Raw genomic sequence first — 25434 nt, forward strand, 5'->3', positions numbered from 1 at the left:
AGAGGGCACACCTCGTGCGTTCTGAGCGCGGCTACCACGCCTTCGTCCCACCGCCTCTGCCCCCGGACGTCGAGTTCGACCTCGGCCTGGCGAGCGCGCTTTCCGCCGCGGACCGGGCCGTCGGAGAACTCGCGGGCATCGGGCGCACTCTGCCCAGTGCGGCGTTCCTGGTCCACTCCATGATGCGACGCGAGGCCGTGCTTTCCAGCCGGATCGAAGGCACGGAAGCGACCATGTCCGACCTCGTGCTGTTCGAACTACAGCCGAACGCTTCGAAACAAGGCTCCGACGTGAAGGAGGTGCTCAACTATGTGACCGCGCTAGGACATGTCCTCGCCCCCGAACGCAGATTGCCGCTGAGCCTTCCTCTGCTCCGTGAAGCCCATCGGGTCCTGCTCACCGGAGTCCGCGGCGGATACGCCACGCCGGGCGAGTTCCGCCGCTCACAGAACTGGATCGGCCCACCCGGTTGCGTTCTCGACACCGCGAGCTACGTTCCTCCCCCACCGGAACTGCTCTGGGGCTGCCTCGACGCCTTCGAGAAGTACCTGCACGCGGAGCACGTCCTTCCGCCGCTGATCACGATCGCCTGCCTGCACTACCAGTTCGAGGCGATCCACCCCTTCATCGACGGCAATGGCCGGGTCGGCAGGCTTCTGGTGACCCTGCTTCTCGTCGAATGGGGCCTCTTGCCCGCTCCACTCCTGGATCTGTCCGCCTATCTGGAGCCGCGACGCGACGAGTACTACGCCGGACTGCTCGCGGTCAGCACCCACGGGGACTGGGCAGGCTGGATCCACTTCTTTCTTTCAGTACTGGAAAATCAGGCGATCGACGCGCGCGACCGCGCCGTCGCGCTGCACTCACTCCGACAGGACTACCGGACGAGGGTCACCTCCGCCCGCACTTCGAGCCTGCTCCCTCAACTGGTCGACGCCCTCTTCGAGACGCCGGCGATGACGATCAACCGGGCCGCGGAGATCCTCGGAGTCACGCATCGGGCCGCCACCCAGAACGTGGTCAAATTGGTCGACATGGGGGTGCTGACGGAGATCGAGTCGCCAGGACGCGTCCGCCTCTTCCTCGCCTCAGAAATCCTCAGGACACTGGACGGCGCCGGATCTTGATGTCGTCCATGCAGGTCGCCTTCCCCGCGACGTCGCGGTACGGGTAGCCCTTGGCGTCCAGCAGCTCCATGACCTTCAGCTCGGCCTCGTCGAGCACGTCGCGCTCCTCTTCGCCCACCAGCGTGACGCGGAAGGTGAACGCGCCGAGGTGCGCGCTGTAGGTGAGCTGGCCGTCGTCGGTGAACCCGATCGCCTGATGCTGATCCAACTCGGCGAGCAGCCGGGCGCGGGTGTCGGCGTCGGGGTGGTCGAACTTGCCGTTGACGAGGACGCGATAGGTCGGCATGCGCTCGAATATACAGAGCTGTATCCGGATGCGAACCTGAATATCCAACGGGTGCCCATGATCCACGGGCGAGTGAAACGACCGTCACGAACGCAACGGTCGAATCCGACACGCAGATAGTGAAGACAAAGGAAGAACGGCCGACCCGGCTCGCTCTCCATCACGTGAGGAGAAAAGCCATGCGCATCACCATCGCAAGTCGGGCCGGACTGGTCGGCGCACTGCTGCTGGCAGGTCTCGGCGCCGGAGTGACGCCCGCCGCCGCGTCCAACCCCGCGGGCGTGGCCTCGCTCGGTTCCGCCGCCTTCACCAAGGGCACTTCGGCGCCGATCTCGATCTCGTCACTCGCCGACTGCGCGGTCGAGGGACCGACCAGCAACTCGTCCGGGGTCGTGACCAGGACCGGGATCACGTTCGGTGGCGGCACCACGACCTGCACGACCACGGTCGTCGACCCCGAAAACGACGTGACCTCGACGAAGTCCGAGGCCAAGGGACAGAACTTCGAGCTCTCGGCGCTGGTCTCATCGGGCGGACCGCGAATCAAGATCAGGACCTACTCGGTCAGCTGCACGGCCACACAGACCGGCACGAACGCGAGCTGGACGTACGGCGGCGCGACCGGGCTCGGCACCCTGCCGTCACCGGTGCCGGTCGGCTACGTCAAGCCGATCACCAAGTCCAACGGGACCCTGCTCGCCGAGGCGATCTTCAACGAGCAGAGCCTGCCCGGCAACGGCAGCATCGGGCTGACCATGCTGCGGATCAAGTTCGCCCCTGGCTCGAACATCACCGGCGAAACGATCATCGGGCGCACGGCCTGCTCCCCCACTCCGTAACCACCCTGCCAGGAGAAGGGGTGTCCGGGGCCATCCCGGGCGCCCCTTTTCTGTTCTGGCTTATATAAGTCTACGCTGATATCTTGGCCGCATCCGAGCCGAGGAGGATCCCATGGTCGACGTGACCAGCCACATCAACTCCGTTCAGCGCAAGCTGGGCAAGCGCGTGATCGAAGCGGGTGAGGCGGTGACGGCCACCGTCAGCCAGGTCTACGACACCGACCTCGACGACCTTTGGGACGCCTGCACCAACGCCGAGCGCATCCCCCGTTGGTTCCTCCCGATCAGTGGCGAACTACGCGTCGGCGGCAAGTACCAGTTCGAAGGCAACGCGGGCGGGACGGTCGAACGCTGCGATCCCCCGAAGGGCTTCGCCGCGACCTGGGAGTACGGCGGCGACGTCAGCTGGGTCGAAGTCCGGCTGAGCGCCGAAGCCGACGGGCGGACGCGGTTCGAGCTCGACCACACCGCCGTCCCGAACGAGCACTGGAAGCAGTTCGGCCCGGGCGCGGTCGGCATCGGCTGGGACATGATGCTGCACGGCCTCGCGCTGCACCTCGAATCCGGTGAGGCCAACGACCCCGAGGCCGCCATGGCCTGGATGGTGAGCGAAGACGGCGTCCGGTTCATGACGCTCAGCAACGAGGCCTGGTACGAGGCCGACGTCGCCAACGGGACCGACGCGGCCATCGCCCGCACACGCGCCGACGCGACCCTCGCCGCTTACACCACGCCCCCGGAGAGCTGAAGGTCTTCGGCGAGTTCCGGGGCGCGAAGCAGGTCGATGAGTTCGTCGTCCTTGCGGAACACGGCGCGGGCCCCTGGCATCCCCGCCTGCCGGAGCATCGCGTGCAGGACATCGGCGTGCGGCTGGTCGAGCAGGGTCCAGACCATCGCGCGCCGCTTCAGGTCGTCGCCCAGTTCGCGCGCGGTCCACCAGCCCGTGACGAGCGCGCTCACCTGGTTCACCGCCGTTTCCCGTCCACGTGCCAATTGCGCGCGATTCAGGCCGCACACCTTGATCGTCTGCTCGCCCTTTTCGGTCAGCGCACGGTAAGTCCCGATCGACAGCACCAGGAACAGGTGCTCCAGCGGGTCTTCGGCCGTCGGGTCGATCAGCAGGCTGCCGCCGTCGTCGTCGACGGGGAACAAGTCGCGTTTGTGGTGGCTGTTGCAGTATTCGCACGCGAGCACGTGGTTGAGCCAGTCGAACGCGCGCCCCGGATTCCGCGCGATCGGCTCGAAATGGTCCACAGTGGACCCGAGGCCGTCGCCGCAGTACATGCAGTACCCGCGGCCGGCGGCCATCACGTCCAGGCCCGCCCGCAAAGAGCGCCGTACAGCGCGGGAAACCCGCCAGAGCCGTCGCGCTTCTTTGCTGTCACCCGGCGGGATCCGCGCTGTCAGGTCTTCGAGGTCGGCCACCACCCGCCCCGGCAGCGCGATCCGGCGGATCCCGATCACCGATCGTCGGCCTCGAACCGCCTGGCCACCTCGTCGACCCGGCTCGGCGGCGAGCTGCTCAGCATGTCCCGGAGACGTTCCCATTCCCGGACACCGTTCGCGTCGGCCCGCCCGGAGGCCACCTGGAACTCGAGCTCGGCGAGGTGCTCCCGCAGTTCGACCGCTTGCGGCGAATAAGGCGTGTCCAGGCCGAAGAGGTCGGAGAGCACGGCGTCGTCCCCCGTGCCGAACACGACCCGTTCGTACAGCTCCTCGGAGACCACCCGCGGCGGGACTTCCTCGTCCGGCCCGGAAAGCCGGATGAGCCCGCCGGGATCGGCGGCCTGGCAGACGTAGGGGCTGTGCGTGGTGACGATGAACTGGATCCGCGGGAAATGCGCCTTGAACCAAGGGCCCATGCGTTTCTGCCACGACACGTGGAGATGCGCGTCCACCTCGTCGATGATCACGACACCGGGACTCTCGTGGTCGAGGCCCGCGCCGTCGAGCTGTTTGAGCAGGTCGACCACGAGCGCGGTCACCGTGCGGTAGCCGTCACTCATCTCGCGCAGCGGGAACCGGTCGCCCCGGTATTCGACCCAGAGCCCGTCCGAATCGACGTCCCTGATCCGGTAGCCGCCGGGCAGGAGACCGTCGCCGAGGATCTCCAGCGCCGCGTCCTTCAGCTCGCGGGCGCCCGCTTTTCCTTCCAGGGCACGGAGATGCTGGTTGATCAGCCAGGTGACGCCCTCGGCGAGCGAGGCGTCCTCGTGGAACAGGCTGGCCATCCGCGCCAGCGACCCCGCGCCACGCATCCACGACTCGGCCTCGCCGCTACCGCCCGCGAGCCGCCGGAAGGGCCCGTAGGCCGCGCAGAACGGCTGGCCCGGCGGGAGCCCGGAGATCGGCAGTAGACCTGAGTCGAGCCAGCGGACCTCGACCGGCGCCGGGCCCTCCTCGCGCATCACCGACAGCTCGATGGACCCGGACGTCTGGTCCATCGAGATCCAGCTCCCGGCGTCCGACAGCAGCCCCCAGGCCACGTCCGGCGCCGCCGCGACCGCGATGGCGCGCAGCAGCGACGTCTTGCCCGAACCGTTGCGCCCGGCGAGCACTACCCAGCCGGGGCCGGGCAACCGGAGGTCCACGGTGCGGGCGCCGCTGAAGCCGCGGATGTTCTCCAGCCGGACCCGCTCGATGTACATGGAGGAAGCTTACGACGGCGCGGACGTCACCTGGCCGTCCGAAAGTGGGTCGCCATCGCCAGTTCCATCACAGCCCGTACCCGCGCGACGTCCACAGCCGAGACCACCTTCGAACGATCCCAGTCGTCGATGCCCCGCTCCTGTTCGGGCGAGATCGTCAGCCGGACATGTCCGCGCGCGTCGAGATTCCCCAGCGGTGAGACGTACAGGGAGAACTTACGGTCGTCCTTCGAGCGGAACGCGACTCCCGGGTTTCCGCTGAACGAGGTCTGCTGGTGGTCTTTGAAGGTCCTGCTCGGATCCGCGAGCCACTCCCCCGGCGCTCCGCCGTTCGCGGTGGCCCCAGCCTCGATCTGAAGCCGATGCAGTGGCTCGACGAAGTAGCAGGAGCTCGGCGTGGCGATCGGCTCGAAGTCCGGCCCGAAGGTCTTCTTGACCGCGTCGCGGAACACCGCGCATTCGACGTTCGGATCCGCTGCCCCGGCGGCGAGGATCAGCTCGGCGCCCATTGGCACTTGGGCGCCTACGGCTGGATCGCAGTTCTCGCCTTTGCTGTTGGAGACCCAGTTCGCGCAGGCCCCGACCCGGGCGTTGTCCTGGCCGTCCAGCGGATAGACCAGGTCGCGAGGAAGCTTCGCCGCACCGGCGGTGGCGAAGTCGCGGAGGAGTTCGCAGTCTTTGCTCCGGCTTCCGAGGCCGATCTCGAACTTGACCGCGCGCTGGAAACTGAGCGGAACCGTGATCGCGCAGCCATCAACTCTGCCCTCACGACGGGTTTCGAGCTGGTAGGCCTTCACGCCGCCCAGGTCGACCACGGCTCCGTCGTTCCGGAGTGACGCGTGACGCGGATCCATGTCGTGGACGTAGAGCACCTCGTAGTCATTACGGACGAGCGAGCAATACTTCCTGCCGTCTTTTACCTCCGGCCGCAGAGTCGCCGGCGCGGCGTCGAGCGGCTGACGTAGCGCGTAGACGGCCAGATCGATCAGGGAACAGAAGTCGACCGTGGCCAGTGCGGCATCCACCGCCCGTTCATCGCGATCAGCGGGTCGCGGTTGTATCGGCTGCCATTTCGGAAACTGTGGTCGCGGCGGGGTCGTGACCACGGAATCCGTACACGCCGCCAGCAACCCGACAAGTACTGCGCCGAGAATCACTCTTCGAAACTTCATTACGCAGAGTATGCGCAGGTCAGCCGCCACTCACCAGCGCGGACCCCGTCATTCGGGGTCATTCATACGATCGATTTTCACGGATAGTCACCGTCGTCCGGAACTCTATTCAGGAGGGAACGGAACTTTATGCGGATGGGTTCCCCGCCTCCGGAACCCTGGTAATCTTCCCGGCGTCGGATTACGCACGGTGCATCGGGGATAACGCACCTTGTAGCCACGGGAGGGGCACATGACGACGGTGACTTCGGGGCGGGTTCGCCCATTCAGCGGGGAACGATTCGAGGCGGCAGGGGTGCATGGCCGTGCCTGAGGGATCGCCGACTTATGACCCTGGGGTGCGCTGGGATGACACCATCGGCATCAGGCCGTCCGGTGGGGCCTACGGGAAGCCTGTTGCCGAAGGGGCGGGGTTCAAGTTTGACGAGGCGACCCTTCACGAACTGGTGAAGGAGTGGCGTGACCTGGCCAAGGAGTACAAGGTCGACCTGAACCAGGCGGAGTATCTGGCCAAGGCGAAGCCCCCAGGCAAGGAATACGCGAGCTTGAACAACGCGAACGTCACCCAGGAGTCAGGCACAGCCCTCTCGGACGCCCTGAACCGGCGCATCGCCTATTGCGAGAGCATGGCGGACAAGTACGTGACCGCGCTCGGCAAGTACGCCACCGCGGAAGAACATGCCACCTCAGTCGTCAATCAACAGCCGAAGGGCATCTTCTGATGCGACGCTCCATCCTTCTCGTCGGCGCCGCCACGCTTGCACTCTCCGCATGCTCGCCCCCGACCACCAATGGCACTCCGACGCCCACGAGCGGCGGAGCGAGTCCGAGCTCTTCAGCTTCGACTGGCCAAGTGCCTGGTCCCCATGTCCCCAAGGTCGCCAGTCCCCTTAACTTGACCCAGATCAAGCAGACGCCCTGCAATGCCCTCACCGAAACACAGGTTGGAGAACTCCTCGGGCCAGGTGCGGCCCCCAAGGAGAGCACAGACGGCGCAGCCGGTCCCTCCTGCATGTGGTCTATTCCGTCCACCTCCCGCCCCTTGGTAGACGTGATCTTCGGCAGGTCTCCCGACGGAGGTACAGCAAGCGTCTACAAGGCCAAGGGTGGGGCGTACAAACTGGTCGAACCGCTCGTACCGGTGGACGGGTATCCCCTGACCGCCTATGGCACAAAAGACGAACGTCCCTCGGGGAAGTGCTCAGTAGCGCTCGGGGCCAGTGACACCGAAACCATCGGAATTGTCGCAGAGCAAGCCGAGGCCAATATCGGCAAGAAGGACCCCTGCGACGCCGCCCGTGAGGCAGCGATCCGGGTCTTGACCACCGTCCGAGGGGGCAACTGATGGTCGCCGAAGAACCGCTCACCGCCGCCCAGATCTACGAACAGGTCACCGGCGGCAACGGCACCGACTCGCTCTCCGACGCCCAGCAAGGCGCCTACAACCTGGCCAAACGGCATCAAGACCGCATGCAGCGGATCACGACGCTCAGCCAGAAGACAGCCGCAGGTTGGCAAGGCGGAGCGAGCAGCGCGGCCGTGGACGCGACGAAGCCGCTCGTCGAGGCTTCCATGGACGACGCCATGCACTTGGCCCGCGCCCAGAGCGCCATCACCGCGCAGATGGGCGCGTTCGGGTCGGCGAAGAACTCGGTCAAGCCGGTGCCGCCGGAGCAGCCCCAGCCCACCGCTCAGGACGCGATCGACCTGATGGAGGGCAAGCCCGTCGGCTACTTCGACAAGGTCAAGGGCTACCAGGCCGACAGCCAGCACAACATCGACACCTTCGCGACCTACCACTCGGCCAGCACCTCCAACGGTGACGAGCTGCCCGCCCAGTACGCGCAGCTCACCGACCCCGGCGGTTCCGTGACGCTGGACGACGGCAGCTCCGGGAGGCCGTCGGCGAAGGGGTTCGGCGACGACGGACGCGGGCCCGGCATCGGCGAGCCGTATCGCGGGACGAGTGGACCCGGCACATCAGGCGGGCCAGGGCCTGGCCAGAGTGGTCCGGATCAGGGCAGTCCCGTGCACAGCGGCCCGCAGCCCGGGCAAGGCCCTCAGCCGATTCAGCCTCCGCCGGGCCAGTCGCACCCGGGCACGCAGCAGCCCGACGACGGAACTCGCGCGAACTCGTACACGCCGCCCCAGTCCACTCCGATCGTGCCACCGGCGGCGAACCTCGACTTCGGGCCGAACGGCAGGCCGCCCACCACGTACAACTCGCCAGGCACCTTCCCGCCCGGGTACGGCCCGTTCGGTCCGGGAACGGGCGGCTCCGGAACCAGCGGCCCGGGAACCGGAACCGGCGGCAAGTCACCGGGAGGTCCGGGCGGCGGCTACCGAGGCGCTGTCCCGGGCGTGCCAGGCGGTCCAGGGCAGCCCGGCATGGGCGGTCGTAGCGGCGCCGGGATGCCGGGTGAGGGCGTCGGCGGCCGGGGCACCGCGGGAGCGGCCGGAGCTGCTGGCCGGGGCGGGGCGAACGGGATGCCGATGGCTCCCGGTGCGGCCCGGGGGAAGGGCGAGGACGACAAGGAGAAGAAGGCTCCGGCGTACCTCCAGAACCCGGACCCCGACGAGACCTTCGGTGGTGACACCGAAAAGCCGATGCCGCCGGTGATCGGCGAAAAGAAGAACTAGCACCACAGTCCCAGGGGAGGGTGACACGTGGTGCTCGCGCGCCCGGTCGAGATCACGCTCGACACCTTGCTGACCGCGTTCCGTCACGCGGGCTGTGGAGATCCGCATCTGATCTTCGCAGGCGGCCTGCGCTACATCCCGCCGTCGTCGCGGAACGGCGAGGCCAGGGCGGCGTTCGAGGAGCTCGGCGGGCTCGGGTTCACCGAGGGCAAGCGGTTGACCAGCGACTTCGAGGACGTCCTGCACATACTGGACCGGCCGAACACCGAGTACTACGCGACCGTGCGGACGGAAACGGAGCAGTACAGCGCGCTCGTCGCCGTGCGCGGGCGGGCGGCGGTGACCGCGATCTGTGAGGGCGACCGGGTGTGGCTGAAAACCGTGCGGACCGCCGACCGCGCGGCGGCGCTCGTGCTGAACCTTCCTGAGTACCCGCCGGCGCGGTTCTCCCCCTTTTCCTTGCCACAGGACGACTTCAAGCTCGGCGCCGGGAGCGACCTCTACGACGAACCCGAGTCACGCAGCCGGGAGGCGCGGCGCTTGGACGAGGTCTTCGAGCAGCCGTATTTCGGCGTCGGGTTCTTCGCCGCGGCCAAGCGTCCCGTCGGCGGAAAGCGTGTCGAAGCCACCGACGGCCTGACGTACCTGGACCTCGAGGCCGGACGGGTGGCCATGCACGTGGCCGGTTCGCCCCGGAACCGGTACATCACCGTCCTGCCCGGCGAACCTACGCTACTGGCCCAAAAAGTCGCCGCACTAAGGGCGAGCCTCGACCATTAGGCAGGACTCGATCAGGCGCATCGACCGCACGGGATCCAGTGCCACCGCGTCCACCGTGGACTGAAAATAGGGATCGACGTCATCGGGCCGATGCAGGAACAACCCTGATCGCCGCTGCTCCAGGTACACCACCGGCCGGGCGTCGCCGAATTCCAGCAGGACATGGGCGCCGGGACGGCCACCGGCCGAGAAGGGGATCACCCGCAGTTCGATGGTGGGGCGTCCGGCCATCGAGACGAGATACCGAAGCTGATTCGCCATCACCCGACGTCCGCCGATCTGGCGGCGCAGCGCCCCTTCATCGAGATAGGCGACGAACTTCTTGTGCCCCAGCACCTTCTGCCGTTCCCGCGCCAGTTCCAACCGCGCTTCGATTTCGCCTGCAGCAACGCCCGTCGCGACCAGCGCGGCTCTGGCATACGAAGGTGTCTGCACCAGGACGGGCAGCACCGCGGTGCAGGACTCGACGATTCGGGTGGCGCCGAGTTCGTACTGGGCAAGGGTTTTCAGCTGACAGGACACCCCGGCGTCGCGAGTCTCCAGCCAGTGCGGCTGGTCGGCGTCGCGCGACAGCGAGAGCAGCACGTCCCGCGATTCTCCAGTGACCCCATAGACCGCGAGCAGTGCCGACGCTTCTTCGGCCGACGCCGATCGCACGTCGGTTTCGATCCGGCTGATCGTCGACTGCGACCAGTCCAGTTTGTCGGCCACTTCGGTCATCGCCAGTCTGCCCGCTCTCCGCGCGACTCGGAGTCCTTCGGCTAGGGCCCGCGTCCGCGGGGTGGGTTTCGGTCTCGGCATCGCGAGCAAGATCCCCGGTGCGCATCGGCAAGTCAGCCCCCGAGACGGGCGAACGCCACGAAAAGGCCCCCTCACGGCGGTGAGGGGGCCTTCTCGTGTCAGAAGAACTACTTGAGGGCGAAGCCGCCGGAGGCCGCCCAGTCGAGGGCGAACGCCGGGATCAGTCCGAGCACCAGCGTGACGAGGACGCCGAGCGTGATCGCCGTCGTGGTGAACGCGCCGGGCACGGTGACGGTCGGACCGTCGGGTGACGGCTCGGAGAAGTACATCAGCACGATCACCCGCAGGTAGAAGAACGCGGCGACGGCGCTGAAGATCAGGGCGATGACCACCAGCGGTGCCATCCCGTCGGACAGGGCCGCCGAGAACACCACGAACTTGCCGACGAACCCACTGGTGAGCGGGATACCGGCCAGTGCGAGCAGCAGGAAGGTGAACACCGCGGCCAGCACCGGAGACCGTTTCGCCAGCCCCGCCCACGCGGACAGATGCGTCGCTTCGCCGTTCGAGTCCCGCACCAGCGAGACGACACCGAACGCGGCGAGCGTGGTGAAGCCGTAGGCCAGCAGGTAGAACAGCGTGCTCGACAGGCCTTCCTCGGTCATCGCGATCGCACCCACGAGCAGGAACCCGGCGTGCGCGATGGACGAGTAGGCGATCATGCGCTTCACGTCGGTCTGCGTGAGCCCCAGCACCGCGCCGATCAGCATCGAGATGATCGCGACGCCCCAGAGCACGCCACGCCATTCCCAGCTGGTCGATTCGAACGCCACCGAGAACACCCGCAGGATCCCGCCGAACGCGGCGACCTTGGTGCAGGCGCCCATGAACGCGGTGACCGGGGTCGGCGCGCCCTGGTAGGCGTCCGGGGTCCAGGTGTGGAACGGGCCGACCGAACCCTTGAACAGCAGGCCGACCGCGAGCAACCCGAGACCGGCGAACAGCAGCGTGTCCGACCGGTCCGAACCGGCGGCGGCGTTGGCGATGTCCGACAGCTTCACGGAGTTCGCGTAGCCGTAGAGCAGCGCGAGACCGTAGAGGAAGAACGCTGACGAGAACGCGCCGAGCAGGAAGTACTTGACCGCGGATTCCTGCGAGAGCAGGCGACGCCGCCGCGCGAGACCGCACATCAGGTACAGCGGCAGGCTCAGCACCTCAAGGGCGATGAACATGGTCAACAGGTCGTTGGCCGCGACGAACGACATCATGCCGCCGAGCGCGAACAGCGTCAGCGGGAAGACCTCGGTCTGCATGCCGGTGGTGCCGACCTGCGCCCGGTCCTGCAAGGTGCCGGGCCGGATGCCTGCCTGCGCGACGAACGCGCCACCCGGTTCCACCGAGCGGTCCGCGATCAGCAGCACCGCGCCCAGTGCGAGCGCGAGCAGCGTGCCCCACAGGAACAGCGACGGCCGGTCGACGGCGATCGCGCCACTGAAGGTCGTGATGCCGCTCTTCGGCGCGGACGAACTGGCGTACCAGACGAGGAACACACCGGCCGCCGCGATCCCCAGCACCGACAGGAAGACCTGCGAAGGCCACCGCATGTGCTTGGGCAGGAAGGCTTCGAACAGCACGCTGACGCACGCGGCCCCGAGGATGATCAGGATCGGCGTGACGGCGAAGTAGTCGATCGACGGCACCGTCACCGGTGGCGCCTGAGTCAAGAAGTGCACGGTTTACTTGCCTCCCTGCACGGACGACATGGTCGCCTGCACCGACGGGGTGATCGTGTCGAGCACCGGCTTGGGATAGAACCCGAGCGCGATGATCAGCACGACCATCGGCGCCAGGATCGCGATCTCCCTGCCGCCGAGGTCCTTGATGGCTTTGGTCGCCCCGAGTTCGGGCGCGATCGCCGTGCCGGGGCCTCCGCCGGCGCCGATCAGGGCGTCACCGCGGACGGGGCCCTGCATGACGCGCTGGTAGAGCCAGAGCACGTACGCCGCGGCCAGCACCATGCCGACCGTCGCGATGATCGTGTACACCGGGTAGTCCACAAAGGACCCCATCAGCACCAGGAACTCGCTGATGAAGGAGTTCGTGCCGGGCAGGGACAAAGTGGACAGACCGGCGATGAGCAGCATCCCGCCGAGCAGCGGGGTCACCTTCGCCATGCCGCCGTAGTCGGAGATCTTGGTGGACCCGCCGCGCATCACGATCAGGCCGACCACCACGATCAGCATCCCGGTGGCGAGGCTGTGGTTGAGCATGTACGACACCGAGCCGACCATCGCCTGCTCGTTGAAGGTGAAGATGCCCAGCGCGATGAAACCGAAGTGGGCGATCGACACGTAGGCGATGAACCGCTTCATGTCGTGCTGCCCGGCGGCGAGGATCGATCCATAAAGGACACCCGCGACGGCGAGCACCAGTACCCACGGCGCGAGTTCCTTGCTGGCGTCGGGGAACATCGGGAGGCAGTAGCGCAGGAACCCGAACGTGCCGACCTTGTCCAGCACACCGACCAGCAGCACGGCGACGCCGATGGGCGCTTGGCCCGCGGCGTCCGGCAGCCAGGTGTGGAACGGCACCAAAGGGGCCTTGATCGCGAAGGCGAGGAAGAACCCGATGAACAGCCAGATCTGCGTACCCAGCGGGGCGTCGCGGACGACCGTGACGAGCGTTTCCCAGTCGAAGGTGCCCTTGCCCAGCTTGTCCGACGCCAGCGAGTACGCCCCGATGGCCGAGGCCAGCATGATCAGGCCGCCGAGGAACGAGTACAGGAAGAACTTGACCGCCGCGTACTGCCGGTTCGCGCCGCCGTAGCCGCCGATCAGGAAGTACATCGGGATCAGCATGATCTCGAACAGCACGTAGAACAGGAAGACGTCGGTCGCGGCGAACACCGCGATGGTCAGCGCCTCCTGCACCAGGATCAGCGAAAGGAACCCGCCAGCCGAGCGCCCGGCCGGGAGCTTGTCGGTCAGGCCCAGCGCGCCGACCACGATCGGCACCAGCAGGCCGATGACCGCGATCATCACCAGCGCGATGCCGTCGATGCCGAACGAGATGTGGATGCCGAAGTTCGGGATCCAGTCCATCGAGGACTTCTGCTGGATCCGGTCCCCCGACGGCGAATAACTCGCCCACAGCGGGATCACCAGCAGGAAGGTCAGGAGGGACACCACGAGCGCGGTGAGCGTCGCCAGCCTGTCGTTCTTCTTCATCCCCGCGACGACCGCTGCACCTACCAGCGGCACCAGGATGGTTGCCAGGAGCCAAGTCATCAGGAGAACCTCACCAGCAGGAGTGCCGCCAGAAGCAGGAATGTGCCGCCCAGCATGGACAGTGCGTACGAGCGGACGAAGCCGGTCTGAAGGCGGCGCAGGCGCCCGGATCCGCCACCGAGTGCGGCGGCGAGGCCGTTGACCGCGCCGTCGACCCCGCGGTTGTCCACGTAGACCAGCGCGCGGGCGAGCCAGGTGCCCGGACGGGCGACCAGCGTCTCGTTCAAGGTGTTGCCGTAGAGGTCGTTGCGCGCGGCCTTGACCACGACAGAGACCCGCTCGGGCCGTTCCACCGGAACGTCCTTACGGCCGACGAAGAGCCACGCGGCGACGACGCCGACTACGGACAGCGCCACGGTGAGGAACGGGACCAGCAGGTGCGGGATGACACTGTGGCCACCCTCTTCGAGCGGACCGACCACCGGCGAGAGCCATTCGGCGAATCGGTCGCCGAGTGCGAAGAACGCGCCCGCACCGATCGAACCCACGGCCAGGATGATCATCGGCCACTTCATCACCGCGGGGGACTCGTGCGGGTGGAAGTCGCGGCCGTCGCTGGACTTGATCTCCTTCCAGCGTTCCTTGCCGAAGAAGGTCATCACCATCAGGCGCGTCATGTAGAACGCGGTGAGCCCGGCGCCGAGCAGGGCCGCGCCGCCCATCACCCAGCCGCGCCAGCCGCCCTGGCTCAGCGCCGCTTCGATGATCGCGTCCTTGGTGAAGAAGCCGGACAGCGGCGGGATGCCGATCAGGGCGAGGTACCCGAGCGCGAAGGTCCAGAAGGTGACCGGCATGTGCTTGCGCAGCCCGCCGTACTTCCGCATGTCGACCTCGTCGTTCATGGCGTGCATGACCGAACCGGCACCGAGGAACAGCCCCGCCTTGAAGAAACCGTGCGCCACCAGGTGCATGATGCCGAGTGCGTACGCGATCGGCCCGAGGCCGACGGCGAGCATCATGTAGCCGATCTGGCTGACCGTGGAGTACGCCAGGACCTTCTTGATGTCGTCGTACGCGCAACCGATGATGCACCCGATCAGCAGCGTGACCGTGCCGACGAGGGTGACGATCAGCCTGCCGTCCTGGGTGGCGTTGAAGATCTCGTGCGCGCGGGCGACCAGGTAGACGCCGGCGGTGACCATGGTCGCCGCGTGGATGAGGGCCGAGACCGGGGTCGGGCCCTCCATCGCGTCCGGAAGCCAGGCCTGCAACGGGAACTGGCCGGATTTACCGCAGGCACCCAGCAGCAGGAGGATCGCGATGGCGGTGATCGCACCGGTCGGGATCTTGTCGATCGCGCCGAAGACCTCGGCGTAGCCGGTGCTCCCGACGTACTTGAACATCAGGAAGATCGCCAGCGCGAGCCCGACGTCACCGACGCGGTTCATCAGGAACGCCTTCTTCGCCGCGGAGGCCGCGGACGGACGGTCCTGGTACCAGCCGATGAGCAGGTACGAGGCAAGACCGACACCTTCCCAGCCGAGGTACAGCGTCAAGAAGCTGTTGCCCAGCACCAGGATCAACATCGAGGCGACGAACAGGTTGAGGTACGCGAAAAACCTCGACCTGTCGCGGTCCTCGGCCATGTAGCCGATCGAGTAGAAGTGGATCAGCATGCCGACGCCGGTGATCAGCAGCACGAACGTCAGCGACAGCGCGTCGATCCGGAGCCCGAAGTCGACCTGCAGCGCCGAAACCGGGATCCACGAGAACAGCTTGACGTCCGCGATGTTCTTCGTGTCGGCCGTGAAGAAGAGGATCAGGCCGTACACAAAGGACAGTGAGACGGTCGCACTGCCGAGGAGGTGTCCCCAAGGGCGGGCGCGTTTACCGGCCAGCAGAAGAACAAGGGCGCCGAGGGCGGGAAAAGCCACCAGCAGCCACGATGATGCGGTCACTCTCGGTTCCAATCAGTCGCGCGGAGCGCGTCCGTCAAGGGTGGGCGGCGGGGATGAGGTGGCACTAGTACTTCAGCAGGTTGGTGTCGTCGACCGAGGCCGAGCGCCGGGTGCGGAAGATCGCCATGATGATCGCCAGCCCCACCACGACCTCCGCGGCGGCGACGACCATCACGAAGAACGCCATCACCTGGCCGTCGAGCGTCCCGTTGATCCGGGCGAACGTGACCAGGGACAGGTTCGCCGCGTTCAGCATCAGCTCGATGCACATGAACACGACGATCGCGTTGCGGCGCACCAGCACCCCGACCGCGCCGATGGTGAACAGCAGCGCGGACAGGAGCAGGTAGTACGTCGGGGTCATTCCTCGTCCCCTTCTTTCTTACCTACGAGCGCGTGGGCGTCCGGGCCATCTTCTTTGCCAGCGACCTGCTTGCGCTCGTCTTCCAGCCGCGAGGCCGAAGTGGACTCGATGATGTCCGAGAGCGACTCCGGCGCGATCGAGCCGTCCGGCAGCAGCGCCGGGGTGGCGATCGAGTTGGCGGTCGCGAAGACACCCGGGCCGGGCAGCGGCGAAGGCCGGTCGTGCTTGCCGGTGAACCGGTCGACGACGAGTTCCTTCTGCGACTTCTTGCCGCCCTTGGCGTGGCGGTCGGTGAAGGCGAGCACCATCGCGCCGAGCGCGGCGGTGATCAGCAGCGCCGAGGTGAGCTCGAACGGGAACAGGTACTTCGTGAAGATGAGCCGTCCCAGGCCGCCGGGGCCGCCGCCGTCGAGGTTCGCCGGGTCGAGCGGCAGCGCCGGGGTGACGTTGGCCAGCGAGCGGGCGAGACCCGCCGCGAGCAGCCCGCCAACGCCGATGCCGAGCAGGGTCGCCATGACCCGCTGCCCGCGCAGGACTTCGACGACCGAGTCGGAACTCTCCCTGCCGACCATCATCAGCACGAACAGGAACAGCATCATGATCGCGCCGGTGTAGACGATGATCTGCGTGAAGCCGAGGAACGGCGCCTGCTGGATCATGTACAGCGCGCCGAGGCACAGCATCGTGAGGACCAGCCACAGCGCCGAGTGCACGGCGTTGCGGGAGAAGATCATCCCGAGCCCACCGAGCAGCGCGAGCGGACCGAGCACCCAGAACGCGATGGTCTCGCCGGTGGTGATCCCGGCCGAAACGTCGGTCTGCGCGAGAAAAGCCGTGATCACTGGACGGCCTCCGTGTTCTCGGCGGGCTTGGGGCGCGCGAGTTCGGGGCCGTTGACGTAGTAGTCCTGCTCGTTCTCACCGAGCCGCATCGGGTGCGGCGGCTGCTCCATACCGGGCAGCAGCGGCGCGAGGAGGTCTTCCTTGGTGTAGATCAGCCGCTGCCGGTCGTCGTCGGCCAGCTCGTAGAAGTTGATCATCGTCAGTGACCGGGTCGGGCAGGCCTCGACGCACAACCCGCAGCCGATGCAGCGCAGGTAGTTGATCTGGTAGTCGGCGCCGTAGCGCTCACCTGGCGAGAACCGTGCCTCTTCGGTGTTGTCGCCGCCTTCGACGAAGATCGCGTCCGCCGGGCAGGCCCACGCGCACAGCTCGCAGCCGACGCACTTCTCCAGCCCGTCCGGATGCCGGTTGAGCTGATGCCTGCCGTGGTAGCGCGGAGCCGCGGGGGCGCCCGCCTCCGGGTACTCCTCGGTGGCGACCTTCTTGAACATCATCCCGAAGGTGACACCGAAACCCTTGATGGGATCAAACATCCCCATCGCCGGCCTCCCTTCCACTGGAAACCGCCGCGGGCTTGCGCTTGGCAGCCCGGGCTTCGGCCTTCGCGACGGCCTTCTGACGCGGAGTCTGATCCGGAACCTGAAGATCGAGCGGCGGCACCGGGAACCCGCCACCGGTCACCGGGACGTAGTCGTCGTCCGGGACCTTCTTGTCCGGCAACAGCAGGCTCAGGATGACGACGACGAGAATGAGCGCGCCGCCGCCGATGAGGATCTGCGGGGTGGAGAGCCCGCCCGAGTTCTTGATAGCGCGGACCGAGACGATCACCACGATCCAGACCAGGTTGACCGGCACCAGGACCTTCCAGCCCAGCCGCATGAACTGGTCGTACCGCAGCCGCGGCAGCGTGCCGCGCAGCCAGATGAAGCCGAACAGCAGGATGAACAGCTTCGCGGTGAACCACAGCAGCGGGAGCCAGCCCTGGTTGAGCGCGTGCTCGGCGCCGACGAACGGGAACTTCCAGCCACCGAGGAACAACGTCGTCGCGAACGCCGAAACGATCACCATGTTGACGTACTCGGCGAGGAAGAACATCGCGAACTTCATCGAGCTGTACTCGGTGTGGAAACCGCCGACCAGCTCGGATTCGGCCTCGGGGAGGTCGAACGGGGCGCGGTTGGTCTCACCGACCATGGAGATCAGGTAGATCACGAAACTCGGCAGCAGCAGGTAGAAGTACCAGCCGGTCTGCTGCGATTCGACGATCTGCGACGTCGACATCGAGCCCGCGTAGAGGATGACGCCCACAATGGACAGACCCATCGCGATCTCGTAGGAGATCACCTGAGCCGCGCTTCGCAGTCCACCGAGCAGCGGGTACGGCGAGCCGGACGACCAGCCGGCCAGCACGAGGCCGTACACACCGATCGAGGAGCAAGCGAGGATCACCAGCACGCCGACCGGAAGGTCGACCAGCTGGAGCGTGGTCCGCTCACCGAAGATCGAGACCACCGGGCCGAACGGAATCGCCGCCAGCGCGATCAGCGCCGGCACCGCGGAGATCACCGGCGCGAGGAAGTACACCTTGCGGTCGGCAGTGTCCGGGATGATCTGTTCCTTGAACGGCAGCTTGATCGCGTCCGCCAGTGACTGCAGGTAACCGCCTGGCCCGACCCGGTTGGGGCCGGGACGGTTCTGCATCCGGCCGACGGCCTTGCGCTCCCAGACGATCAGGAAGATCGTCAGGATCGGGCCGATCAGCAGGATGACGACCGTCTTGATCAGGATCAGCCACAACGGGTCGTCCGCCAGCAGCGCCGCCCGCTCGGCGGCGTCCGGCATCTGGCTGAGCAACGGAGTCACTTCTCACCTCGGCATTCTTCGAAGCCGCGCGACCGCGATCGCGTCGCCAGGGCGCGATTCGGCGATCCCAGCACAGCTGCTGAGTCGTGGCGCCCTGCCGCCGCGATAGCGGGGCCTTCGGCCAGGGCGCGGCGTCGTGCTTGGTCGCCGCAGCTGAGCAACATCGAACTCACGCCTCCGTCCCGGTGAGGGTGACGACCGAGCCGTGTCCCGCGCTCAGGGAAGCGCGGACGGCTGAGCCGTCGGAGTTGCCCGGGAGCCACACGACGCCGTCCGGCAGGTCGGCGACCTCGATCGGCAACGTGATGGAGCCGCGTTCGGTGGAGACCTTCACGGTGCCGCCCAGTCCTTCGGCGGTCTTGGCCGAGAGCTTGGCGACGACCTCGCGCTGCGTGCCCTTGAGGTGCGGCTCGTCGTCCTGCAGCGCACCGTTGTCGATCAGCTGGCGCCAGGTGGCGAGGAGGACCTGGCCGTTGGTGGGCTCGGGGCGTGTTATGAACGGACCGTTCATAACAGAATCTGTAATGAACGGACCGTTTATAACGCTCGGCAGCTTCGCCAGATCGGCGGCAGTGGCGGCCGGGGTCTGGGTGAAGATGTCCGCGTCCATCTCGACGGCGAGGGTGTCGAGCACCCGGCAGTCCGGCAGGGCGCCGGTGCCTTCGAGGGTGACGGTGAACTCGCGGCGACGGCCTTCCCAGTTCAGGTAGCTGCCCGCCTTCTCGACCGCCGGGGCGATCGGGAGGACGACGTTCGCGTGCTCGGTGACCGCGCTGTGCCGCAGTTCCAGGCTCACCACGAACTTCGCGTTCTCGAGCGCGCGGCGGGCCAGATCCGGGTCCGGCAGGTCGTCCGGGTCGACGCCGCCGACGAGCAGGCCGTCGAGGTCGTTCCCGGAAGCCGCCTTGAGGATCGCGGTGGTGTCGCGGCCCTCAGTGGCGGGAAGTGTGACGCCCCAAGCCTTTTCGACCTCGGCGCGAGCTGCGGCATCGGCGACCGAGCGACCACCAGGCAGCAGTGTCGGCGCCGCACCCGCCGCCAGGGCACCGCGCTCACCCGCGCGACGCGGGATCCACGCGAGCCGGGCGCCAGTGCGCTCCACCAGCCGGTGCAGGGCCGAGAAGAGACCGGGGACCTCGGCGGCACGTTCGCCGACGAGGATCACTGAACCTTCAGCCGTCAGTGCGGCGTCGACGTCCTGCGCGTGCTGCGCGATGCCGTCGATCGCCGCGGCTTCGGAGCCCGGTGCGCAGGCCAGCAGCTCACCGAAGGTCTTGCGAACCGACGAGGTGGTCCACTGTCCTAAGTGGACGACGCGAGTGCGGTTCTTGCGGGCCGCCTTGCGGAGCCGCAGGAACACGATCGGCGCTTCGTCCTCCGGCTCGAACGCGACGCACAGCACCGTGCGTGCCCGCTCGATCTCGCCGAAGGTGACGCCGCTTTCCGGCGTCGTCCCGACCACGTGCGACGCGAGGAAGCTGAGTTCCTCGGCCGAATGCGGGCGGGCGCGGAAGTCGATGTCGTTGGTGCCCAAGGCGATCCGCGCGAACTTCGAGTACGCGTAGGCGTCCTCGACGGTCAGGCGGCCGCCGGTCAGCACCGCGGCGCCCTTGCCGTCACGCGCCTCGGCCAGTCCTGCCGCGGCCGCGCGCAGCGCGTCGGTCCAGGAAGCCTCTTCCAGGACACCGTCGGCGTTGCGGACCAGCGGACGGCGAATGCGGTCGTTGGCGGTGGCGTAGCGGAAGGCGAACCGGCCCTTGTCGCAGAGCCACTCCTCGTTGACCTCGGGGTCGTCGCCCGCGAGCTTCCGCATGACCTTGCCGCGGCGGAAGTCGGTCCGCTCGGCGCAGCCCGACGAGCAGTGCTCGCACACGCTCGGCGAGGACACCAGGTCGAACGGCCGCGAACGGAACCGGTACGCGGCCGACGTCAGCGCGCCGACCGGGCAGATCTGGATGACGTTGCCGGAGAAATACGACTGGAACGGCTGGCCGGAAGTGGTCCGGGAAGCCAGGTCCAGCACGTCGGCGGTCTCGGCGGTGCCGATCTGCTGGTGGGCGCCGCGTTCGAGCAGCTCGATGAACGGATCGCCGGCGATCTCGCGGGAGAACCGGGTGCAGCGCTGGCAGAGCACGCAACGCTCGCGGTCCAGCAGTACCTGCGAGGAGATCGGCAGCGGCTTCGGGAACGTCCGCTTCGTGTCGACGAAACGGGATTCCGCGCGGCCGTGCTCCAGCGCCTGGTTCTGCAACGGGCATTCGCCGCCCTTGTCGCAGATCGGGCAGTCCAGCGGGTGGTTGATGAGCAGCAGCTCCATCACACCCTGCTGGGCCTTGTCCGCGACGGCCGAGGTCAGCTGGGTCTTCACGACCATGCCGTCGGCGACCGTCATGGTGCACGAGGCCTGCGGCTTCGGCATCGGACGACCACCCATTTCGACCTCGACCAGGCACTGGCGGCAGGCACCAGCCGGGTCGAGCAGCGGGTGGTCGCAGAAGCGCGGGATGACCGTGCCGAGCCGTTCGGCGGTGCGGATCAGCAGCTCGCCCTTGGGCGCGATGACCGTTTCACCGTCGATGACCAGCTTGACGTGGCCTTCGGGTACCGGAATGTCCTCTGTGGACGTTTCGGGCTTGTCGGGTGCGATCGTCATGCCTGCGCCCCCACCAAAAGTTCGCGCTTGTTTGCTCGACCATTGTTTAATTCACAGAGTGCCAGGAATTCATCCCGGAAGTACTTGATCCCGCTCTGGATCGGCGAGACCGCGCCGTCACCGAGGGCGCAGAACGACCGGCCGAGGATGTTGTCGCAGACGTCGAGGAGGGTGTCGATGTCCTCTTCGGTGCCCTTGCCCTCGACCATGCGCTCCAGGATCTGCGCCAGCCAGTACGTGCCCTCGCGGCACGGCGTGCACTTGCCGCAGGACTCGTGCTCGTAGAACTGCGTCCACTTCATCACGGCCCACGGCACGGAAACGGTCTCGTTGAAGACCTGCACGGCCGTCGTGCCCAGCATCGACCCGGCTTCCGCCGCGCCCTCGAAGTCCAGCGGAACATCGAGGTGTTCCTTGGTGAACATCGGCGTGGACGAACCACCCGGCGTCCAGAACTTCAGCGGGACGCCGTCCTTCATGCCGCCCGCCATGTCCAGCAGCTCGCGCAGCGTGGTGCCGAGCGGACATTCGTACTGGCCGGGTTTCTCGACGTGGCCGGAGATCGAGTAGATCTTCGGGCCGGGCGACTTCTCGCGGCCCATCTGGCGGAACCAGTCGGACCCGCCGTTGATGATGTACGGCGCGCTGGCGATGGTCTCGACGTTGTTCACCGTGGTCGGCGCGGCGTAGAGACCCGCGGCGGCCGGGAACGGCGGCTTGAGCCGCGGCTGGCCACGACGGCCTTCCAGCGAGTCCAGCAGCGCAGTCTCCTCGCCGCAGATGTACGCCCCAGCGCCCGCGTGCACGGTGATGTCGAGGCCGAATCCGGAGTCGAGGATGTTCGGGCCGAGGTAGCCCGCTTCGTAGGCCTCGCGCACGGCCGCGTTGAGACGGCGGATGCAGTGCAGCGCCTCGCCGCGGACGTAGATGAAGCAGTGGTGCGAACGCATCGCGTACGAGGCGATGATGCAGCCCTCGATGAGCGAATGCGGGTCCGCCATCATCAGCGGGATGTCCTTGCAGGTGCCCGGCTCACCCTCGTCGGCGTTGATGACGAGGTAGTGCGGCTTGTCGGTTTTGAACCCGCCCCCCTGTCCTCCGGACCCACCCCCCTTGTTCGGCGGCATGAAGGACCACTTGATGCCTGCCGGGAAGCCCGCGCCGCCACGGCCGCGGAGGCCGGAGTCCTTGACCAGCTGGACGATCTGCTCGGGAGTGCCCTTGAGCGCCTTGCGGATCGCGGTGTAGCCCTCGAGGGCTTCGTAGGACTGGATCGTCCAGGAGTTGGGCGAAAGCCAGCGCTTCGTGAGGACCGGAGTGATGGGATCGGCCATTACTTCTTCTCCACTTCAGGGAGCGCTACGTCCTTCATGGCGGGCGCGGTCCAGCCGCGCTCCTGCGCGACCTGCGCTCCCCGCAGGGTTTCGACGGCCTGCGAAGGACCGTCGACGTCCGTGCGGTACTGCTGCGCGTCCTCCGGGAAGAACCCGGCGAGCTGCAGTTCGGCGCCCTTGAAGCTGGTCAGCGGCGCGCCGCGCGTCGGGGCGGGCTTCTTGCCCGCCTGCAACGCGTCGACCAGCGCGACGGCCTTGTCCTCGGTCTGGTTGTCGAAGTACTCGTAGTTGACCTGGATGACCGGGGCGAGGTCACAGGCCGCGAGGCATTCGGCGTGTTCGAGGGTGATCGAGCCCTGCTCGTTCGGCGTGCCCGCGGTCTCGTTGTGCCCCAGCGGCTTCTCCTCGGAACCGAGGTGCGTCTGGAGCTTCTTGTAGATCGCGTCGCCGCCCATGGCCGCGCACAGCGTGTTGGTGCAGACGCTCACCAGGTGCTCGCCGCACGGGCGGCGCTTGTACATGGTGTAGAACGTCGCGACCGCGCTGACCTCGGCGTCGGACAGGTCCAGCTGCGCGGCGCAGAAAGCGATGCCCTCCTGGCTCACGTAACCCTGCACCGACTGCACGAGGTGCAGCAGCGGCAGCAGCGCGGAGCGAGACTGCGGGTAACGCGAGATCAGGTTCTGCGCCCTGGCGTAGGTGTCGGCGTCGAAGATGTCTTCGAGCTTCGCGTTCTCCAGGACCCCTTCCGCCTCGGCGGGATCCGGCGCGATCGCGATCACGTCGACGTCACCACCGGCGGCGATGTGGGTCTGCTCGGCGAAACTGGTGCCGGGCTCGGGTGTCGGTGTCGTTCCGGGCTGGGTGCTCAACGGTCCACTCCCCCCATGACGGGGTCGATCGAGGCGATGGCGGCGATGACGTCCGCCACCAGGCCGCCTTCGGCCATCGCGGGCATCGACTGCAGGTTCACGAAACTCGGTTCGCGCACGTGGACTCGCAGCGGCCTGGTGCCGCCGTCGGACACGAGGTGCACGCCGAGTTCACCGCGGGGCGATTCCACCGTCGTGTAGGACTGGCCCGCCGGGACCTTGAAGCCCTCGGTGACCAGCTTGAAGTGGTGGATCAGCGATTCCATCGACTGGCCCATGATCTTGCGGACGTGCTCCAGCGAGTTGCCCAAGCCGTCGCTGCCGAGCGAAAGCTGCGCGGGCCAGGCGACCTTCTTGTCCTCGACCATGACCGGGCCCGGCTCGAGCTTCTTCAGGCACTGCTTGATGATCCGCAGGCTCTGGTGCATCTCCTCGACGCGGATCAGGTACCGCGCCCAGCAGTCCGCGTCGGTCGAGGTCGGGATGTCGAACTCGAACTCGTCGTAGCGGGAGTACGGCTCGGTCTTGCGCAGGTCCCACGGGAGACCGGCGCTGCGCAGCACCGGGCCGGTGACGCCGAGCGCGAGGCAGGCGTCCACCGGCAGGTAGCCGACGCCCTTGAGCCGGTTGCGCCAGATCGGCTGACCGGTGAAGAGCTTGTCGTACAAGGGAAGCCGCTCGTCCATCGTCTTGACGAACGCGCTGACGACCTCTTGGTAGTCGTCCGGCATGTCCTGCGCGAGGCCGCCGGGGCGGATGAACGCGTGGTTCATCCGGAGACCGGTGAGGTGCTCCAGCAGGTGCAGGACCTCTTCGCGCTCACGGAAGCCGAGCGTCATCGCGGTGGTGGCGCCCAGTTCCATCCCGCCGGTGGCGATGTAGACCAGGTGCGAGCCGATGCGGTTGATCTCCAGCAGCATCACGCGCAGCAGTTCGGCGCGGCGCGGGGCCTGGATGCCGAGCAGCTTCTCGACGCCGAGGCAGTACGCGAGTTCGGTGGAGAGCGGCGCGAGGTAGTCCATGCGCGTCACGAAGGTGACGCCCTGGGTCCACGTGCGGTACTCGCAGTTCTTCTCGATCCCGGTGTGCAGGTAGCCGATGACCGAGCGGAGCTGGGTGACGGTCTCGCCCTCCATCTCCAGCACGAGCCGGAGCACGCCGTGCGTCGACGGGTGCTGCGGGCCCATGTTGATGACCATGCGCTCGTCGTGGCGGGAGTCCTCGATGACGTCTTCCCAGTCACCACCGGAAACGCTGTAGACACGGCCTTCGGTGGTGTCGCGGGAATCGGCTTCGGGAACTTCGGTTGCTTCGTCGTGAATGCTCACGAGTACGACCTCCGCTGGTCCGGCGGCGGGATCTCCGCGCCCTTGTATTCGACCGGGATCCCGCCGAGCGGGTAGTCCTTGCGCTGGGGGTGGCCGTCCCAGTCGTCCGGCATGAGGATGCGGGTCAGGGCCGGGTGACCGTCGTAGACGATGCCGAACATGTCCCAGGTCTCCCGCTCCTGCCAGTCGGCGGTCGGGTAGAGCCCGACCAGCGACGGGACGTGCGGGTCCTCGATGTCGAGAGTGACTTCCAACCGGATGCGGCGCCGGTAGGTCATCGATGTGAAGTGGTAGACCGAGTGCAGCCGCTGCGGGACGTCGACGCCGTAGTCCACCCCGGACACCGAGCTGAGCAGCTCGAACCGGAGACCGGTGTCGTCGCGCAGGGTCCGCGCGATCTCGACGAGGTGCTCGCGGGCGACGTAGAAGGTGATCTCACCACGGTCGACCGTGGTCTGCAGGACCGCGCTCGCCGGAACCTTGTTATCCGCCAAGGCCGCGTAGAACTCGTCGGCGAACTCGTCGAACCAGCCGCCGTACGGACGCTCCGCCGGGGGCGGGTTGTACGCGGGGAGACGGACGCCGCCGTAGCCGGAGGTGTCACCGGTGCCGTGCACACCGAACATGCCCTGGCGCTCTTTACCGGTGACGACCGGTTCGGCCGGGCGGACGCCCTGCGGCTCCAAGCCGCCTTCGGGCCGGTCGGCGCTGGACTGCTCGCCGCCGGTCTCCGGGGTTTCTGCGTTGTCGTCGGGCACGT

Annotated in this window: 24 protein-coding genes; 7 read left to right on the top strand and 17 right to left on the bottom strand. The window is 67.3% G+C overall.

The genetic code is table 11. The annotated features are described in order from the left end of the window. Nucleotides 1–14: 14 nt before the first annotated feature. Nucleotides 15–1127: a Fic family protein gene (locus ACLARN_RS03920; RefSeq protein WP_409489890.1), complete on the top strand. Its 1113-nt coding sequence runs from the start codon at nucleotides 15–17 to the stop codon at nucleotides 1125–1127. On the opposite strand, the gene ACLARN_RS03925 is transcribed toward ACLARN_RS03920, so the two are convergent. Further along, nucleotides 1099–1413, bottom strand: coding sequence for a DUF6204 family protein (locus ACLARN_RS03925; RefSeq protein WP_409489891.1), 315 nt, complete (start codon nucleotides 1411–1413; stop codon nucleotides 1099–1101). The genes ACLARN_RS03920 and ACLARN_RS03925 overlap by 29 nt on opposite strands. 179 nt (nucleotides 1414–1592) lie before the next feature. Between ACLARN_RS03925 and ACLARN_RS03930 the strand changes: the two genes are divergently transcribed. Together ACLARN_RS03930 and ACLARN_RS03935 are read left to right on the top strand one after the other, a co-directional pair. After that, nucleotides 1593–2252: a hypothetical protein gene (locus ACLARN_RS03930; protein ID WP_409489892.1), complete on the top strand. Its 660-nt coding sequence runs from the start codon at nucleotides 1593–1595 to the stop codon at nucleotides 2250–2252. Nucleotides 2253–2364: 112 nt separating this feature from the next. After that, a complete protein-coding gene (locus tag ACLARN_RS03935) occupies nucleotides 2365–3000 on the top strand; it encodes an SRPBCC domain-containing protein (protein ID WP_409489893.1) in 636 nt (211 codons plus the stop codon). Here ACLARN_RS03935 and ACLARN_RS03940 read toward each other — a convergent pair. From ACLARN_RS03940 to ACLARN_RS03950, 3 genes are read right to left on the bottom strand one after another with little or no spacing between them, the layout of a single operon-like run. After that, nucleotides 2976–3716, bottom strand: coding sequence for an HNH endonuclease (locus ACLARN_RS03940; protein WP_409489894.1), 741 nt, complete (start codon nucleotides 3714–3716; stop codon nucleotides 2976–2978). The two genes, ACLARN_RS03935 and ACLARN_RS03940, sit on opposite strands and share 25 nt — an antisense overlap. Then, nucleotides 3713–4900 carry an AAA family ATPase gene (locus ACLARN_RS03945; protein ID WP_184898826.1) on the bottom strand — a complete coding sequence of 396 codons (1188 nt, stop codon included), beginning with the start codon at nucleotides 4898–4900 and terminating at the stop codon, nucleotides 3713–3715. Before ACLARN_RS03945 ends, ACLARN_RS03940 begins: the two co-directional genes overlap by 4 nt. 26 nt (nucleotides 4901–4926) lie before the next feature. Continuing rightward, nucleotides 4927–5925, bottom strand: coding sequence for a hypothetical protein (locus tag ACLARN_RS03950; protein ID WP_409489895.1), 999 nt, complete (start codon nucleotides 5923–5925; stop codon nucleotides 4927–4929). 446 nt (nucleotides 5926–6371) lie between these two features. Between ACLARN_RS03950 and ACLARN_RS03955 the strand changes: the two genes are divergently transcribed. From ACLARN_RS03955 to ACLARN_RS03970, 4 genes are read left to right on the top strand one after another with little or no spacing between them, the layout of a single operon-like run. Then, nucleotides 6372–6794 carry a hypothetical protein gene (locus ACLARN_RS03955; protein WP_409489896.1) on the top strand — a complete coding sequence of 141 codons (423 nt, stop codon included), beginning with the start codon at nucleotides 6372–6374 and terminating at the stop codon, nucleotides 6792–6794. Then, nucleotides 6794–7417, top strand: a complete 624-nt coding sequence (locus ACLARN_RS03960) for a DUF3558 domain-containing protein (RefSeq protein ID WP_409489897.1) — start codon at nucleotides 6794–6796, stop codon at nucleotides 7415–7417. Before ACLARN_RS03955 ends, ACLARN_RS03960 begins: the two co-directional genes overlap by 1 nt. Continuing rightward, the gene (locus ACLARN_RS03965) at nucleotides 7417–8712 is read left to right on the top strand and encodes a hypothetical protein (RefSeq protein ID WP_409489898.1); all 1296 of its coding nucleotides are present in this window, start codon (nucleotides 7417–7419) and stop codon (nucleotides 8710–8712) included. The genes ACLARN_RS03960 and ACLARN_RS03965 overlap by 1 nt, the downstream gene beginning before the upstream one ends. A gap of 27 nt (nucleotides 8713–8739) precedes the next feature. Continuing rightward, on the top strand, nucleotides 8740–9492 hold the full coding sequence (locus ACLARN_RS03970; RefSeq protein ID WP_409489899.1) for an ESX secretion-associated protein EspG: 753 nt from the start codon (nucleotides 8740–8742) through the stop codon (nucleotides 9490–9492). On the opposite strand, the gene ACLARN_RS03975 is transcribed toward ACLARN_RS03970, so the two are convergent. The 13 genes from ACLARN_RS03975 to ACLARN_RS04035 all read right to left on the bottom strand — a co-directional run bounded on the left by ACLARN_RS03975 (nucleotide 9469) and on the right by ACLARN_RS04035 (nucleotide 25432). Further along, complete coding sequence (locus tag ACLARN_RS03975) at nucleotides 9469–10293, bottom strand: helix-turn-helix domain-containing protein (RefSeq protein ID WP_409489900.1); 825 nt, start codon at nucleotides 10291–10293, stop codon at nucleotides 9469–9471. The genes ACLARN_RS03970 and ACLARN_RS03975 overlap by 24 nt on opposite strands. A gap of 107 nt (nucleotides 10294–10400) precedes the next feature. Continuing rightward, nucleotides 10401–11966, bottom strand: a complete 1566-nt coding sequence (gene nuoN / locus ACLARN_RS03980; RefSeq protein WP_409489901.1) for an NADH-quinone oxidoreductase subunit NuoN — start codon at nucleotides 11964–11966, stop codon at nucleotides 10401–10403. A gap of 3 nt (nucleotides 11967–11969) precedes the next feature. Continuing rightward, on the bottom strand, nucleotides 11970–13520 hold the full coding sequence (locus ACLARN_RS03985) for an NADH-quinone oxidoreductase subunit M (RefSeq protein ID WP_409489902.1): 1551 nt from the start codon (nucleotides 13518–13520) through the stop codon (nucleotides 11970–11972). After that, nucleotides 13520–15418 (bottom strand): NADH-quinone oxidoreductase subunit L, encoded by a 1899-nt coding sequence (gene nuoL / locus ACLARN_RS03990; RefSeq protein WP_409489903.1) that lies wholly within the window; start codon nucleotides 15416–15418, stop codon nucleotides 13520–13522. The genes ACLARN_RS03985 and nuoL overlap by 1 nt, the downstream gene beginning before the upstream one ends. Nucleotides 15419–15482: 64 nt before the next feature. Further along, nucleotides 15483–15782: an NADH-quinone oxidoreductase subunit NuoK gene (gene nuoK / locus ACLARN_RS03995; protein ID WP_076164289.1), complete on the bottom strand. Its 300-nt coding sequence runs from the start codon at nucleotides 15780–15782 to the stop codon at nucleotides 15483–15485. Next, complete coding sequence (locus ACLARN_RS04000; RefSeq protein WP_409489904.1) at nucleotides 15779–16624, bottom strand: NADH-quinone oxidoreductase subunit J; 846 nt, start codon at nucleotides 16622–16624, stop codon at nucleotides 15779–15781. The genes nuoK and ACLARN_RS04000 overlap by 4 nt, the downstream gene beginning before the upstream one ends. Further along, nucleotides 16621–17163 (bottom strand): NADH-quinone oxidoreductase subunit NuoI, encoded by a 543-nt coding sequence (gene nuoI, locus ACLARN_RS04005; protein ID WP_409489905.1) that lies wholly within the window; start codon nucleotides 17161–17163, stop codon nucleotides 16621–16623. Before nuoI ends, ACLARN_RS04000 begins: the two co-directional genes overlap by 4 nt. Next, nucleotides 17150–18487 (bottom strand): NADH-quinone oxidoreductase subunit NuoH, encoded by a 1338-nt coding sequence (gene nuoH / locus ACLARN_RS04010; RefSeq protein WP_409489906.1) that lies wholly within the window; start codon nucleotides 18485–18487, stop codon nucleotides 17150–17152. The genes nuoI and nuoH overlap by 14 nt, the downstream gene beginning before the upstream one ends. Before the next feature lie 169 nt (nucleotides 18488–18656). After that, nucleotides 18657–21140 (bottom strand): NADH-quinone oxidoreductase subunit G, encoded by a 2484-nt coding sequence (locus ACLARN_RS04015; RefSeq protein ID WP_409489907.1) that lies wholly within the window; start codon nucleotides 21138–21140, stop codon nucleotides 18657–18659. Beyond that, on the bottom strand, nucleotides 21137–22474 hold the full coding sequence (gene nuoF, locus ACLARN_RS04020; protein WP_409489908.1) for an NADH-quinone oxidoreductase subunit NuoF: 1338 nt from the start codon (nucleotides 22472–22474) through the stop codon (nucleotides 21137–21139). Before nuoF ends, ACLARN_RS04015 begins: the two co-directional genes overlap by 4 nt. Continuing rightward, complete coding sequence (gene nuoE / locus ACLARN_RS04025) at nucleotides 22474–23346, bottom strand: NADH-quinone oxidoreductase subunit NuoE (RefSeq protein ID WP_409489909.1); 873 nt, start codon at nucleotides 23344–23346, stop codon at nucleotides 22474–22476. The genes nuoF and nuoE overlap by 1 nt, the downstream gene beginning before the upstream one ends. Next, a complete protein-coding gene (locus ACLARN_RS04030) occupies nucleotides 23343–24674 on the bottom strand; it encodes an NADH-quinone oxidoreductase subunit D (protein WP_409489910.1) in 1332 nt (443 codons plus the stop codon). Before ACLARN_RS04030 ends, nuoE begins: the two co-directional genes overlap by 4 nt. After that, nucleotides 24671–25432 (bottom strand): NADH-quinone oxidoreductase subunit C, encoded by a 762-nt coding sequence (locus tag ACLARN_RS04035; protein WP_409489911.1) that lies wholly within the window; start codon nucleotides 25430–25432, stop codon nucleotides 24671–24673. The genes ACLARN_RS04030 and ACLARN_RS04035 overlap by 4 nt, the downstream gene beginning before the upstream one ends. Nucleotides 25433–25434: the final 2 nt, after the last annotated feature.

Origin of the sequence: Amycolatopsis sp. cmx-11-12 (genome assembly GCF_046269425.1) — a bacterium.
Lineage (GTDB): Bacteria > Actinomycetota > Actinomycetes > Mycobacteriales > Pseudonocardiaceae > Amycolatopsis.